This window comes from Bacillus sp. JJ1474 (assembly GCF_036965225.1).
Lineage (GTDB): Bacteria > Bacillota > Bacilli > Bacillales > Cytobacillaceae > Cytobacillus.
Window position 1 is genome coordinate 3,502 of record NZ_JBALPC010000079.1, and the last position, 15,318, is coordinate 18,819.

Genomic DNA, 15,318 nt, shown 5'->3' on the forward strand with positions numbered 1-15,318 from the left:
TATTCGACCTCCTTTTAGGAATTTTTTTACTTACAAAGGTAATTATATCCATATATGTGGAGTTTGTAAACCTTTTTATTTCATAAATTTGAAAATAATATTAAAATAGGCTGCTAACAATGAATATCTTCTATTTCAGAGCCCTAACGATTTTCATGACAAGATCTGCGGAGTGTAAAGCCGCTTTATTTAAATACTGCTCAAAGGATACATCTGATTCCTTACCAGCAATATCTGATAAAGACCTTATAATCACAAACGGTATTTCAAATTGATATGAAACTTGAGCAATAGCCGCAGCCTCCATTTCTACTGCCTGTAGATTGGAAAACTTTCCGCGAATATACTCAACTCTAACGGGATCATTCATAAATGAATCTCCAGTTGCGATTAATCCTCTTACCACTTGAATATCCTTAATTTCTTGAGCACATTCCTCTGCAATTTGTACTAATTTACTATCAGCTTCAAATGCTGCGGGAAGCTGAGGCACTTGCCCATATTCGTAACCAAAAGCAGTAACATCTACGTCATGATGCCTTACCTCTGAAGATATAACGACATCCCCAACATTTAAATCAGGGTTCAAACCCCCAGCAGATCCGGTATTAATGATATAGTCAGGAGTAAACCTTTCTAGAAGTATAGCTGTTGATAATGCTGCATTTACTTTACCAATTCCGGAACGAAGAAGAATTACTTCAACGCCATCCAGCATTCCAGTTGTGTATTCACATCCAGCAATGACTATCTGGCTTTTATCCTCTATTTTTTCACGCAATAATGTAACTTCTTCTTCCATTGCTCCAATAATACCAATTTTCATTTCCTCTTAGACCTCTTTCTTGTGTTTGTTTATCATCATGCATGTTCCCAATTTACCATTCTCATTTAATCCAATCAACTGAAATCTCATACTGACTTCCTCTATCTAATTTTCTAGGTTAAAATAAATTACAAATGAATGATAAAAAAGGAGGTCATATAGATGAACTTTAAGCTTGATTTAATTGAAGATAAAATCGAATTTTTCGAAGCCCATGACTTAAAATCGCTTGAAAAGAAAATCAGCATTCAGATTGAGCATAATAAAGCCATTCTGCTTCATGTACATCATGTATCACACCAGATGAATATGGACGAAAACGGAAAAACATTTTATTCAGCAGTCGTTCATTTTAAAGCAAAAAAATGAGGAAGGCTCATTGCCCCCTCATTTAATTAAATTTATTAGTTTTCTATTTTATCAAGTTCTTCCACTTTTTCAGGTTTCCAGCCTTGGCCTTCAACCCATTGAATATAAACCCGATACTTTTTTTGTTGGTCTTTTGATGAAATAGTGCCAACCGATTTATTATGTCCATTATTCCCTAAAAACCAAACCGTCATATTATCCTGTTCTACCGCTGTAGCATATGATAAAGCTTGCAGCATTTCTGCCCAATCAACTGAATCAGCATCATAAACAGATGTGTGTTCACCTGATTGAGATGTTCCAATTGGCTGCCAGCTAGGATTTACAATCGTCTTTTTTACATTTTCTTCTTCGCCACCAGTAGTAACAACCGCTTCCTCTTCATTTGCAGGAGCAATTTCCTTTTTCTCAGGCTGGCTATCAGACTCTTTATCCGTATCAACTGTCTCTTCTTCTAGTTTAGATGAATCTCCTTGAGACGAATTTTTTTCACCTTTAACGGGGGTTTCGTCTTCTGAGTCAGCAGGATTATCTTCCGGTGATTGATTTTCCTTACCTGAATCTGTCACCTTATTTCCTGACTGCTTTTCAGCCGTTTCTTCAGCGCTTCCCCCTAGAAAAATCGTTGCGGATACGACAATAATTAATAAAATAACGAAGCCAATTAACAAATTTAAGATTAAATTTGTTTTCCTTCTTTTTCCCCGGATATTTGAGCGGGATTCCCGGCTAGGTGAGCTATATTTTCCTTTCAAAAAATCTCCTCCCCATTTGCTTTTCTTCGTTTCATATCAATTGAGTGAAGCAAAGCATAAAAAAATTACATTAACATTCAACCATGAAAACCACTGCTTTGTCCATATATGTGTACTAAACAATGCCTGATTGTTGTCTTTACCTCTTAAAGAGACGGATTAAGGTAAAGGAAAGTTTCACTTTACCATAAATCAATTGATTAAAACAGAGACTAATCATTTATTTTTTTATTTTATCATAGTCATAGATCTCTTTCACGATGTCTGCGAATAATGCATTGGCACCACCAGTATCTGCAGTCACGCCTAAATTAACTGTCACAAGGGCATATTTAGGCTTATTGTAAGGAAAATAGCCGGCAAACCACTTATTATAAAGAGGCTTATCACCATCAATTCTGCCGGTCTCACCGGTACCCGATTTCCCCGCTACCTCGTATGGAAGATTTTGAAACCATCTTCCGGTACCGTTCTCATTCACGACAACTTCCCTCAGGAGCTTTTGCAGTTTCATGGCTGTATAAGGGGAGATTGTCTCTCCATCTAGTTTTTGTTTCTTAAAATCTAATAAAGATGTTTGATTCTTATATTCAACCTTTGATGCTACCCTCACCATTTCTTTTCCACCGCCTCTTGCAATCGTTGCCATCATATTTGCAACGGCTAGAGGTGTTCCTCTCACCTCATGCTGTCCTATACCTGTGAGACCAACATAATTTATATCCTTCTTCTCATCCTCAGTAAGGAATATTCTACCTTTGTCTTCCTCCTGCAGCTGTTTGAAGTCATGGAAATGATAAATATCTCCAGTCCATCCTACAGAACCTGTTAAGCTTAGTTTTTTTGCATAGTCTTCAATGATATTTGGATCAATATCCTTTAATTCCTTTGCTAAAGTTGCAAACGTATTATTACAGCTTCTTGCAAAGCTATTAGTAAAATCAAGCATGCCGTATTCAAATTGCAAATCTGGCTCTCCGTTAATTTTTTTGCTGCAGTCAAAAGTTCTAGTGTGTTTGGTAAGATCATGATCGATGGCAGCTGCTGCAATAACTGTCTTAAATACAGAACCCATAATCTGCTGTTTGAGGATTGCATTTTCTGCTCCGCCAGCTGATTGATTGAAGGGGTCTTTTCGATTAAGCGATGGCCTTGAGACCATAGCCGCAACCGAGTTTGAATCAATATCCAACAGGATCATACCACCTTTTTTTACCCCATGCTGATCTGCAAGCTTTTCAGCCATAGCCTGTAAATTTGGATCGATTGTTGTCCTTATATTTACCGGGTAAAATGGATTCGCCGGTTCAACATATTTAACGTTAATTCCAAATAGAGGGCCACCAGTCGCATCAACATGAAAAACAAGCTTGGATTTCCCGTCTGGCAATAGAAATTCATCGAAGCTTTTTTCCATTCCTGTTAAGCCAATCATAGTAGTTGAAGAAAGCTCTTTGTCTGGATAACGCTTTCGCAATAATTCTTCATTCTCACCAGTGATTCCAATTAAATGTTCTGCAGGATTATCCGTTAAATGGTATTTCTTCTCCACTGCAAATACACCAGGAATTTTTAAGCTATTTATTTTTTCCATTTGGTCCTCTGTTAAAAGGATTGGCTTTGGATCTCCATACGCAAAGGGTACCTTTGCCTTTTCCACTGCATAGCGGAGGCCATATTCAGATACACCCATAATTTCAGCAACCTTCTCCAATTCCCAATCCATTTTTTTTAAAAAGGGAAACAAAATGAGGACTGGTTGACTTTTATGTGTAATGGGGCTTCCGTCCTTGTAGAGAAAATTTCCCCTTCCTGTGTCAAGCACCATTTCCTGTGACCGCTGACTTACACTTGCTTCAAGCAGATTGATTTGCCTTTTTGTGAAATTTTCTGTCGACACCAATTGTAACTGGATTAATCTGCCGAGCAAAACAGAAAACATCAGTAAACAAATACAAAGCCACCCTATCGCTCTTCTTCTCCACATAATAAAACACCTCGTCAAAAGTTTTGACGAGGTTTCTTCTTTTCAAACTATTTTTTTACTTAATTGATACAATTCGTACATCCATGTCTCCACCAGGAGTTTGTACTTTCACTTCATCTCCAACCTTTTTCCCGAGCAGACTTTTGGCAATTGGAGAATCATTTGAGATTTTACCATCAAATGGGTCTGCCTCAGCACTGCCGACAATTGTATACGTTTCTTCCTCACCATCTGGAAGCTCAATAAATGTAACTGAGCTGCCCAATGACACGGCATCTGCGGTCATTTCACTTTCAGAAATGATCTTTGCATTACGAATCATATTTTCAATCGTTGTAATTCGACCTTCAACGAAAGCTTGCTCTTCTTTCGCTGAATCATATTCAGAGTTCTCAGATAAATCTCCGAAGCTGCGTGCTATTTTAATGCGTTCAACAACCTCTTTACGCTTAACAGATTTCAAATACTCCAATTCCTGTTCAAGCTTTTCTTTTCCAGCTTGTGTCATAGGGAAAACCTTTTCAATTGCCAAAACCTTCACTCCTTCAATTTTTCACAACCCTTGTAGAATTGTGTTCTTTCTGTATTTTATGTAAGCACCCATGCCAATTTCTTGGCTTAAGGTGCATTTTTGCAAGATACTGCTGTGCAATGTACTTGTATAAATGGCTTTGCAGCCTATCTTGCTAATTAATATAGGAGCGCGACCTTTTTAGGGCGCGCACAGGTTTGTCCATTAAAGGGACCTTATTTTATTTTCTATGCTATTGTGTCACAAAAAAGACTTTTGTTCAAGAATTGTTTGAATTTTTGTTACCATTAAATCAATAGCGACATGATTATGTCCGCCCTCAGGAATGATAATATCCGCGTAACGTTTTGTCGGCTCAATAAATTGATTATGCATCGGCCTGACAACGTTGATATATTGATCAATGACTGAATCCATTGTTCGTCCGCGTTCTTTAATATCTCTGAACAAACGGCGGATTATACGTAAATCAGCATCCGTATCGACAAAAAGTTTAATATCCATTAAATTCCTCAGCCGCTCATCTTCTAAAACAAGAATGCCTTCTAGAATAATAACATCCTTAGGCTCTACTTCAATAATCATTTCAGATCTGCTATGAATGGCATAATCGTAAACAGGCTTTTGAATGGACTCATATTGCAATAGTCTTTCAATATGCTCGATCAGTAAATCATTATCAAACGCAAGCGGGTGATCATAATTTGTTTTTAGACGTTCTTCAAAAGGTAAATGTGCTTGGTCTTTATAATAATAATCCTGTTCCAGCATTAAGATAGAGTGTCCATGAAAGCGGTCATAAATAGATTTTGCTACACTTGTTTTTCCGGAGCCAGAGCCGCCGGCAACACCGATAACAACTGGTTTGCGAGTCATGGTGATTAAATCTCCTTTCGCATCATGTTGTGAGGGTAAACCGGCTTATTTAGCTTAAACTGCACAATTTGCATCGGATGACGGGCAGCATCAAGCTCATTTCCTTTTTCATCCCAAACTTTATCGATCACATGAGTGAAACTTTCAATTTCAGGACCAAAAAACTCGACTTCTTGGCCTGGCTTGAAATGATTACGCTGCTGCAATGTAACGATTTGCGTCTCAGGATTATAGTCTAAAACTAAGCCAACGAAATCAGAATTCGTCTTTTTGCTATGATTTCCAAACATTTGCTCCTTATACCCAGGAACTCCCTCAAAAAATGCTGGAGCGGTTTCACGATTTGCACACTTAGCCAGTTCATCAAGCCATTCCTGCTTAATTTTGAAGTTTTCAGGGTCGGCACAATACGCATCTATTACTTTACGGTATACACTTACGACAGTAGCCACGTAATGAATAGATTTCATCCGTCCTTCAACTTTCAAGCTGTCGATACCAAGCTCGATCATTTGGGGAATGGATTGAATTAAATTTAAATCCTTTGGACTCATCGCAAAAGGGGCATCGCCTTCATTAAAGAATGAAACTTCATTTTCGCCTTCCAATTTATACAGATCATAGTCCCAGCGGCATGATTGGCAGCATCCTCCACGGTTTGAATCACGAGCTGTCATATGATTGCTTAGTGTGCATCGGCCTGAATAAGCAATACACATAGCGCCATGGACAAAGGTCTCAATCTCGATGTCTACCTTTTCCTTCATTTCACGAATTTCTTCCGCACTCGTTTCACGGGCAAGAACGACACGCTCTAATCCTTCTTCTTTCCAGAACTGAACAGCCTTCCAGTTCGATAAGGATTGCTGAGTACTTAAGTGAACTTCAATTTCCGGTGCAACTCTGCGGCACGTTTCAATAATGAGAGGGTCCGCCACTATAATCCCTGCAACTCCGGCTTCACTTAAGCCTTTCATATAATCTTCCAGTCCATCGATATTCTCATTATGTGCGAAAATATTCGTTGTCACATAAATTTTCGCTCCATATTTTTTTGCGAATTCAACGCCTTCCTTCATCTCTTCAAATGTAAAATTATCTGCATTTGAACGTAAGCCGTATTCCTGTCCGCCGATAAATACTGCATCAGCGCCATAATGAACGGCAATTTTAAGTTTTTCTAAGTTACCAGCTGGTGCGAGCAATTCAGGTTTTTTCACAATCACCCGTTTGCCATTCACCATCTCTGAAATTTTATCTTCCACCGCTGCCATTATACAGCTCCCCTTTCAAGTTTAATCAATTGCGCCTTGGCGTATTTGCGCCCTATACTCACGAGCTTGCTCGAAAAGTTTCATTTGAAAAATCGAGGCATCCGCAGGAGGCCTTAACTTTATTCAGCAAGGATTCGCCCCGCTGAATAAGTTACTCTTATTGCATTTATTCGCCACTTTAGGAAGTAGTAAACACCTGCTAAATAAAGTTTTAATATACCGTTTCCTTAAAGAAAAACCCTGTATCTAATGGACGATTAGCAGGCTGAATTTCTTCAATGGCATTTAATAGATCATCTTTAATATCATCGTATTGATCAGCATCTTCCACACATAGATCAATAGCTTTTCTATATAGCTTTGTTACTTCAAGAATATATTCTGAACTCTTCAGGATGCCATCGATTTTAAAAGAATCTACCCCTGCCTCAATCATTTCTTGCAGCTCTTCGATTATACAGATATCATTTGGACTCATAATATGTGTGCCATTTTCATCCTCGAAAATAGGGTATTTATTTTCCCGTTCCTTATCATGAAGAAACATATTATGCTCCTGTTTACGGTTTTCAATTTGCATTACTTTTCCTTGGTACTCATAATAATTGCCAAGGAGAGAACGCTTTGAATGGAACATGGCTGTCATGCCATGTACTTGTACTTCAATCTCTACCTCAGCATGCTCCTTAATTTCAATGATGGCGTCCATGTTTATTTCTCGGGCCAAAACAGCACGTTTCGATCCCTTTCTGCCCCAATAATTACATGTATACCAGTTAGTGCCTGTTGTTTCAGTGCTCCAGTGCAGCTTCATATTTGGCGCTGCTTCTCTTGCAGCCATGAGGACTGCTGGATCTCCAAAAAGAATCGCATCAGCCTTCGCATCCTGTAAAAACTTTATATATTCAGGAAGTTCGTCCACTTTTTCATTATGAAAAAGTGCATTCATCGCTACATAAACTTTTTTTCCTTTTTCATGGGCAAGCTCAATGGCTTTCCTTACATCATCTTTTAAAAATTCACCAGCCAAGCGTAATCCATAGCGCTGCTCTCCAATTACAAAAGCATCTGCCCCCGCCTCAGCCAAAGGGATAATATCTTCCACACTTTTCGGTGTGACTAATAATTCCGGCCTTTCCATCATCTCTCACCTCATTTTAGTAATTGCAACCCCATCGCCTACTGGCAGAATGACCGTATAGTATTCAGGATGATTCATTAACCATATGTTAAAGTCATTAATTTTCTTTACTAGAGATCGAATACGTTTATTCTCAATTTCGGTCTCACAAACAAGCCCTTTAAATAGAACATTGTCTGTTATAATCATCCCATCTTTACTTAAATACGGAGAGTATATTTCAAAAAACTTCCTATATTGCCCCTTTGCCGCATCAATGAAAATTGCATCAAATGGTCCATGCTCTTTAATGATCGATTCCACTTCAAGAGCATCACCTTTAACCAAGTGGATCTGAGTTTCTTTTCCTGCCTCTAGTATATATTTCTCCGCAAGCAGGTACCGCTCAGCATCTCTTTCAATCGTAACAATTTCACAGGAAGGCAATGCATAAGCCATTCGAAGAGCTGAGTAGCCTATGGCTGTACCGACTTCCAAAATCGACTTTGGCTTTTGGATGCGAAGAAGCTGCAGTAATGCCTCAATTCCGGCTAGTTCCATAATTGGAACTTCATTTTCTTTCGCATACTGCTCCATTTCTTCTAAAAGCTTAGGCCTTGCAGGAATAATTCCTTCTATATATGCATGCAGCTTATCGGCTTTCAAGCTGCCATCACCTCAATGTAAAAGTTTTGCTCTATTAACAGAAAAAAATAGCGTTCACAACCATTAAGGATTTACCGGCTATTTACCCAAATCCTTCTTAGCTGTGATTTACGCTACTTTAGAGCCTATTAAAACACTTGTACTATTTTAACATAAATGATAAGGGAAAGCTAATATTCATGTTTTTCCAAGTAAATGAGAGAGGCGCCCTGTTCGGGCGCGTAAAATTATTTATTCGTAATATGCTGTGCCTTTTTCCTATTATGCTCATCTAATGTTTTCGAAAACAGCACTTCTCCAGTCGAAGTTGCCAGGAAATATAAGAAATCTGATTCGGCTGGTGCTAATGCTGCCTCAATTGAAATGACGCCAGCATTTGCAATTGGTCCTGGCGTTAGCCCCGGATATTTATACGTATTATAAGGTGAATCTACCTCTAAATCCTTATATAGGACCCTATCCTTATGTTCACCTTGTGCATAAAGGACAGTTGGATCTGTTTGCAATGGCATTCCTGTTTCCATTCTGTTGTAGAAGACACTTGCAATTTGATTTCTATCTACTTTTTCAGTAGCCTCTTCCTCAATTAAAGACGCCATTGTCAATAATTGGTGGACAGAAAGATTTTGAGCTTCCATCTCCGAACGGTATTCCATTAATACAGAGGCTGTCTTATCAAGCATAACTCCAATAATTTCCTCTATAGTTGGATCTTCTTTATAAAAAGGATAGGTAGCTGGAAATAAATAACCCTCTAATGGATATATAATATCTGCATTTAATATATCATCCGTTAATACATCTGGATATTTAGCCATCATGGATTTAATAAAATCTTGGTCGTTTAGCTTTTGTAATACTTCATCAGCATTCCTATTTGTTTTCTCCGCTATAATACCTGCAATTTGTTTGAGCTGCTTTCCTTCAGGTATTGTCACTTTAAACACTACTTCTTCAACCACTTTTCCTGTTTTTAAACTTCCAATTATTTCAGGAATCGTCATAGATGGCTTTAAGCTATATTCACCGGCCATAAAACCAGTCTCGTTTTTTAATTTAACATAATACTTGAATACACGGGCATCCTTGATGATTCCATTGCTTTCAAGAATTTTACCGATGCTTGTTGTCGATGAGCCGATTGGAATTTCTAACTTCTTCTCTTTATTATTATCCGGGCTTACAGGTTCTAAGGCTGATTTTATATAAAAATACCCCCCGCCAGCAACTGCGCCAACCACTATCATTAAAATTATTGAGATGATAAAAACAATTTTTCTTACCAATTTCGCTTCGCTTTGGCGTTCAATCATTTTTTGACGGATGATATCCTTTTTCTCCTTTTTCTCTTCTTTCGTCATAGACATCCCCTCCTCCTGAGAAAGCGTAAACTAAATTAAATCACGTGATTCTTATACTCGGCTTATTATACTATATTTTCTTTTTATAGTCGCAATAAAATACATAAATCCAAATATACTTGTACAATTCGACCTTTTTCGTATGCAATTTAATGGCTGTCCCTTAGGCTTAGTCACAAATAAAAAAAGCTGGCCAATGGCCAGCCTTGCTTTTATTTACCTTCTTTTTCTTCTTCTTCAAGGAATGTATTAAGCATTTCCTCAATTAAATCCCACTCTTCGTCCGTTTCTATCGGCATTAATTCGCCGTCTTGATTATCCTCACTAGGGATAAAAGCTGAAGCGTGAATATCAATTTCTTCATCATCATTATCATCTGCACCAATTGGGTAGTAAAGGACGTAAGACTTTCCAAATTCCTCAGAATCAAATGTAAATAACACTTCACATAGCTGCTCGTTTCCTTCTTCATCTACTACAGTAATATTGTTTTCTCCATGGTTCATTCTGTTCACCTCATCGTATTTTGACTATCTATATAGCCTTGTAAAATCATGACGGCTGCCATTTTATCAATGACCTTTTTACGCTTTTTTCGGCTGACATCCGCCTCTAGAAGAACTCTTTCAGCTGCCATTGTTGTCAGTCGCTCGTCCCATAATACGACAGGCAAGCCAAATCGTTTTTCTAGTTCAGAAGCGTAAAATTGGCTTGCTTCTCCACGCGGACCGATCGTCCCATTCATATTCTTCGGCAAGCCGACAACAATTTTACTAACTTCATTCTCATTAATAATCTTACCAATCTGCTCGAAACCAAACTCATTTTTCTCTTCATTTATTTTTAAAGTTTCCAAGCCTTGAGCAGTCCAGCCTAGTGCATCACTAAGCGCAATGCCGACCGTTTTTGAGCCGACATCCAATCCCATTGTCCGCATATATTATCCCTTTCGCTGCTGTTTTAAATATGATTTGACTAACTCTTCAATGATTTCGTCACGTTCGAGTTTGCGAATAATATTGCGCGCATCCTTATGGCGGGGAATGTAAGCAGGATCCCCCGACAGCAAATAACCAACGATTTGGTTAATAGGGTTATAACCTTTATCTTGAAGAGCTTCATACACTTGCAAAAGCACCTGGTTAACATCATGTTCCATGGGCTCTTCAGGAAAATTGAATCTCATCGTATTATCAAATGAGCTCATTTCTTACACCTCGCTTTTTTGATGGAAAGCTCTAATGAAAGAGCTTTTCTTTATACACAAATCATTGATTAAGTTCGATTATTAGGTTCATTATTTTAATAAAAATCCCTAATTATATCCATATATTGAACATTTTCGACAGGTTACCTTCATTTTACACTACTTTGTGTATATATCAAAAGGTTTTAACCCATTCTTCAACAAAATTCAATGCACTTTCAAGCTTTTCTGGATCTTTACCGCCTGCTTGTGCCATATCTGGACGGCCACCGCCTCCACCTCCGCAGCGAGTAGCCACTTCTTTAATAATTTTTCCCGCCTGGTATCCTTTTTCAATTAAATCCTTTGTCACACCAGCAATTAAATTAACTTTATCATCATTAACACTGCCTAGTACAACAATGGCGGAACCAAGCTTATTCTTTAAGTCGTCTGCCATATTCCGCAGGTTATTCATGTCAGATGCTGCAACTTTAGCAGTTAATACAGTTACTCCATTAATCTCTTTAGCTTTCGACACAAGGCTTCCAGCTTCAATGTTGCCCAATTTCGCTGCCAATGATTCATTTTCTCTTTGCAGCTGTTTCATTTCGGTTAATAACCCCTCAATTCTTCCAGCTAAATCTTTCGGATTGGCTTTTAATTTATTTGCAGCTTCCTTTAATATACTTATTTGATCATTTAATAATTGGTATGCTGCTTCACCCGTTACAGCCTCAATCCTGCGCGTGCCAGCTCCAATCCCGCTTTCTGATTGGATTTTGAATAGACCAATTACAGATGTGTTCGGAACATGGCATCCCCCGCAAAGTTCAAGACTATAATCACCGACTTGAACAACTCGGACAATCTTGCCGTACTTTTCACCGAATAGCGCCATAGCTCCCATTGCTTTAGCCTCTTCAATGTCTTTATAATCAATTTCTAATTCCAGACTGCGCCAAATTTTTTCATTCACAATGTTTTCAATTTTCTCGAGCTCTTCAGCAGTGATCTGCCCGAAGTGTGAGAAGTCAAAGCGCAAACGGTCAGGCTCTACTAATGAACCTGCTTGGTTAACATGATTTCCAAGAACATCTTTTAACGCCTGATGAAGCAAATGGGTTGCTGTATGATTCTTAATGATCTTTGAACGTGATGCTTCATCCACGCTTGCATGCACACGATCATTTAATTTCAACGTTCCTGTTTCAACGATTGCTTTATGAAGATTTTGGCCATTTGGTGCCTTTTGAACATCTTTAATCACAACTTTTAAACCTTCTGCTTCTAAAATTCCGCTGTCAGCAATTTGACCGCCGCTCTCCGCATAGAAAGGCGTAATATCTAAAATAAGCTGTACTTCTTCGCCTAAATGCGCTTCATTAATCAGCTGCCCATCCTTAACGATTGCCACAATTTGGGAATCCGCCTCAAGGTTATCATAGCCAGTAAATTGACTTTCAACCTTTATTTCTCCTAATACTCCACCTTGAACCTGCATGGAATCAACATCTTGTCTCGCTGCTCTAGCACGTTCACGCTGGCGGTTCATTTCTAGCTCAAAACCATCATGATCAACCTTCATGTCTTCTTCTTCAGCATATTCCTCTGTTAACTCAACAGGGAACCCATACGTATCGTATAAACGGAATACATCCTCGCCCTGGATCAGATCGCTTCCTTTTTCTTTTTCCTTTTTAATAACGGCTGATAAAATCGTCAGTCCTTCATGAAGGGTTTCATGGAAACGTTCCTCTTCATTTTTAATTACTTTTTGGATAAATTCTTCTTTTTCTTTTACTTGCGGGTAGAAATCCTGCATAATCTCCCCAACCACTGGGACTAGCTCAAACATAAATGGACGATTGATATTGATTTGTTTCGCATAACGGACCGCTCTGCGCAGCAAGCGTCTTAAAACATACCCACGGCCTTCGTTTGATGGGAGCGCCCCATCTCCGACTGCAAATGCAACAGTCCGAATATGATCGGCAACTACTTTAAATGCAACGTCAGTTTCTATATTTTCTCCATATTTCACACCAGAGATTTCTTCTGTTCCTCGGATGATTGGCATGAAAAGGTCTGTATCAAAGTTTGTTCGGACATTTTGAACAACGGATGCCATCCGTTCAAGCCCCATCCCAGTATCAATATTTTTCTTTGGAAGCGGGGTATACGTTCCATCTGGATTATGGTTAAATTCTGAAAAAACAAGATTCCAAACCTCGAGATATCTTTCATTTTCTCCGCCTGGGTATAATTCAGGATCATTTAGGTCATCCCCATACTCAGGTCCACGATCATAAAAGATTTCTGTATTCGGACCGCTTGGACCCTCACCAATATCCCAGAAGTTTCCTTCTAAACGAATGATTCTTTCTTCTGGAACACCAATTTGCTTTCTCCAAATATCAAATGCTTCATCATCTTCTGGATGGATTGTGACAGATAATTTTTCCGCTCCAAAGCCAATCCACTTTTCATCGGTAAGAAATTCCCATGCCCATTCGATTGCTTCCTCTTTAAAATAGTCACCAATCGAGAAATTCCCAAGCATTTCAAAAAAAGTATGATGGCGAGCTGTTTTTCCAACGTTTTCAATATCATTCGTACGAATGGATTTTTGGGCATTTGTAATTCTTGGATTTTCCGGAATAACACGGCCATCAAAATATTTCTTCAACGTAGCAACTCCGCTATTAATCCAAAGCAAAGATGGATCTTCATGCGGCACTAAGGGAGCACTCGGTTCAATAGAGTGGCCTTTTTCCTTGAAAAACTCTAAAAATAGACGGCGAATGTCAGAACCTGATAATTGTTTCATGATTATTCCTCCTAAAAATTATGTTTAGTATTGATATATCAGCGACTTTCTTGATATATCGACAACCTTGCAAATATATCGGCGACTCTCTCTTTTTGCTATTACCCAAGTATTTTTATACGCAAAAAAGCCCTCATCCCTATACAGGGACGAGAGCTTGCTCGTGGTACCACCCTGATTCAGAAGGCAGTCAATCAATAACCTTCATCTCTCAGATCCTTAACGCGGAATAAACGGCAGGTATTAGCTGCACTCGGGATTAGCATTCTGTTATCCTTCATCTAGGAATTCTTCCAGCCAAGGAATTCCCTTTCTTTAGATGGTCTATAACATACTCGTTCCTTCATTGTATTTTCTAGCTTCACTTTTCTAATATAGTCTGAATTATAACGATTTAAAATCATGTTTGTCAACATTTCCTTCATGAACGTGAAAATTTTGAGTTAGGTCCTTTAATAAAATGCGATCTAGCATGAACAAGACTTACTTTTATGACAGCTAAAACCGGTACAGCTATGATTAAGCCGATGACACCGCCTGCTTCTCCACCAGCTAAAAGGGCAAACATAATGACTAACGGGTGCATATCTAAACTTTTTCCGACAATCAAAGGTGATAATATGTTTCCTTCGAGAAATTGCAGGACAAAAACAATAATAACCGAAATGATCACCATTTTAATTGATATAGCGAAAGCAATAATGACTGCTGGGATAGCGCCGACAAATGCACCGAAATAGGGGATAACATTTGTTAATCCAATTATTAAACCAAGCAGTAAAGGATATTTCATTCCAACGAACCAAAAGAGCAGTGCAGAAATGGCTCCAATTGCCACACAGACAATGATCTGTCCCCTTATATAGCCTCCAAGGGACTTATCGATATCCCGCAAAAATAATATGCCTTCCTGCCTCCACTTTCTAGGTGTTAAATACCACACGGTCCGTTTCATTAAATCATAATCCTTGATCATATAAAATGATATAAACGGAATAAGGGCAATGATTATAGAATAATTTAATATATTTATTAGGATATTCACACTTTTCGAAAGCATTTTATCTAAAGAAGATTCCATTGCGAGAATCCCTTCATCAATTCTAGCTTGAATACCCTCAGGCCATGATGAGGTTTTCTCCTGGATTATATCAATCCAACCTCGATACTGATTCGCAAATTGTGGCGCATTTTCAGATAAATCTTCTAATTGGTGTATGAAGGCTGGTATCCCTTTATAAAGGGCCAAACCAATCCCTCCGAAAAATAATATATAAATGCCGAAAACAGCAAGCCCTTTATGAAGACCGCTATTATTAAGTTTTTCTACAATTGGATGAAGCAAATAGGATATAAAAGCTGCAATAATGAAAGGGAGCAGCACAGCAAATGTAACTTTTAGGATAGGCAGCCATAACTCCCTTAGTTTCAAAAAAACAAATAATACAATAAATAAAAGAAGGAGAAAGCCCAAGCGGTAATACCATTTTAACCGAATATCCACGTTCTCCCTCCTTAATTATTTTTTATTTTTCG

15 protein-coding genes are annotated in these 15,318 nt (G+C 38.4%); 1 reads left to right on the forward strand and 14 read right to left on the reverse strand.

The features are described from left to right. Positions 1-130: 130 nt before the first annotated feature. A complete protein-coding gene (mtnN, locus tag V7164_RS11765; protein ID WP_335354170.1) occupies positions 131-826 on the reverse strand; it encodes a 5'-methylthioadenosine/S-adenosylhomocysteine nucleosidase in 696 nt (231 codons plus the stop codon). A gap of 162 nt (positions 827-988) precedes the next feature. Here mtnN and V7164_RS11770 point away from each other — a divergent pair, with 162 nt between their 5' ends. After that, positions 989-1,195, forward strand: coding sequence for a DUF2536 family protein (locus V7164_RS11770; RefSeq protein ID WP_335347967.1), 207 nt, complete (start codon positions 989-991; stop codon positions 1,193-1,195). Positions 1,196-1,230: 35 nt separating this feature from the next. Here V7164_RS11770 and V7164_RS11775 read toward each other — a convergent pair whose 3' ends face one another. The 13 genes from V7164_RS11775 to V7164_RS11835 form a co-directional block, all read right to left on the reverse strand. Then, positions 1,231-1,950 (reverse strand): YrrS family protein, encoded by a 720-nt coding sequence (locus tag V7164_RS11775; RefSeq protein ID WP_335354171.1) that lies wholly within the window; start codon positions 1,948-1,950, stop codon positions 1,231-1,233. Between the two features lie 220 nt (positions 1,951-2,170). Then, positions 2,171-3,937: a peptidoglycan D,D-transpeptidase FtsI family protein gene (locus V7164_RS11780; RefSeq protein WP_335354172.1), complete on the reverse strand. Its 1,767-nt coding sequence runs from the start codon at positions 3,935-3,937 to the stop codon at positions 2,171-2,173. Between the two features lie 55 nt (positions 3,938-3,992). Further along, entirely contained in the window at positions 3,993-4,469 is a 477-nt protein-coding gene (gene greA, locus V7164_RS11785) for a transcription elongation factor GreA (RefSeq protein WP_335347964.1), read from the reverse strand. A 240-nt stretch (positions 4,470-4,709) separates the two neighbouring features. Next, positions 4,710-5,345 carry a uridine kinase gene (gene udk / locus V7164_RS11790; protein ID WP_335347963.1) on the reverse strand — a complete coding sequence of 212 codons (636 nt, stop codon included), beginning with the start codon at positions 5,343-5,345 and terminating at the stop codon, positions 4,710-4,712. 5 nt (positions 5,346-5,350) lie between these two features. After that, on the reverse strand, positions 5,351-6,619 hold the full coding sequence (locus V7164_RS11795) for a peptidase U32 family protein (protein WP_335354173.1): 1,269 nt from the start codon (positions 6,617-6,619) through the stop codon (positions 5,351-5,353). A gap of 211 nt (positions 6,620-6,830) precedes the next feature. Continuing rightward, positions 6,831-7,760: a peptidase U32 family protein gene (locus V7164_RS11800; protein WP_335354187.1), complete on the reverse strand. Its 930-nt coding sequence runs from the start codon at positions 7,758-7,760 to the stop codon at positions 6,831-6,833. 6 nt (positions 7,761-7,766) lie between these two features. After that, positions 7,767-8,405, reverse strand: a complete 639-nt coding sequence (locus V7164_RS11805) for an O-methyltransferase (protein WP_335354174.1) — start codon at positions 8,403-8,405, stop codon at positions 7,767-7,769. 227 nt (positions 8,406-8,632) lie between these two features. Then, positions 8,633-9,766, reverse strand: a complete 1,134-nt coding sequence (gene mltG, locus V7164_RS11810) for an endolytic transglycosylase MltG (protein ID WP_335354175.1) — start codon at positions 9,764-9,766, stop codon at positions 8,633-8,635. A gap of 212 nt (positions 9,767-9,978) precedes the next feature. After that, positions 9,979-10,272, reverse strand: a complete 294-nt coding sequence (locus V7164_RS11815) for a DUF1292 domain-containing protein (protein ID WP_335354176.1) — start codon at positions 10,270-10,272, stop codon at positions 9,979-9,981. A gap of 5 nt (positions 10,273-10,277) precedes the next feature. Continuing rightward, a complete protein-coding gene (gene ruvX, locus V7164_RS11820) occupies positions 10,278-10,703 on the reverse strand; it encodes a Holliday junction resolvase RuvX (RefSeq protein WP_335354177.1) in 426 nt (141 codons plus the stop codon). 3 nt (positions 10,704-10,706) lie between these two features. Then, positions 10,707-10,973 (reverse strand): IreB family regulatory phosphoprotein, encoded by a 267-nt coding sequence (locus tag V7164_RS11825; protein ID WP_066293092.1) that lies wholly within the window; start codon positions 10,971-10,973, stop codon positions 10,707-10,709. Between the two features lie 175 nt (positions 10,974-11,148). Next, positions 11,149-13,782 carry an alanine--tRNA ligase gene (alaS, locus tag V7164_RS11830; RefSeq protein WP_335354178.1) on the reverse strand — a complete coding sequence of 878 codons (2,634 nt, stop codon included), beginning with the start codon at positions 13,780-13,782 and terminating at the stop codon, positions 11,149-11,151. Between the two features lie 421 nt (positions 13,783-14,203). After that, positions 14,204-15,286, reverse strand: a complete 1,083-nt coding sequence (locus tag V7164_RS11835; protein ID WP_335354179.1) for an AI-2E family transporter — start codon at positions 15,284-15,286, stop codon at positions 14,204-14,206. Between the last annotated feature and the right edge of the window lie 32 nt (positions 15,287-15,318).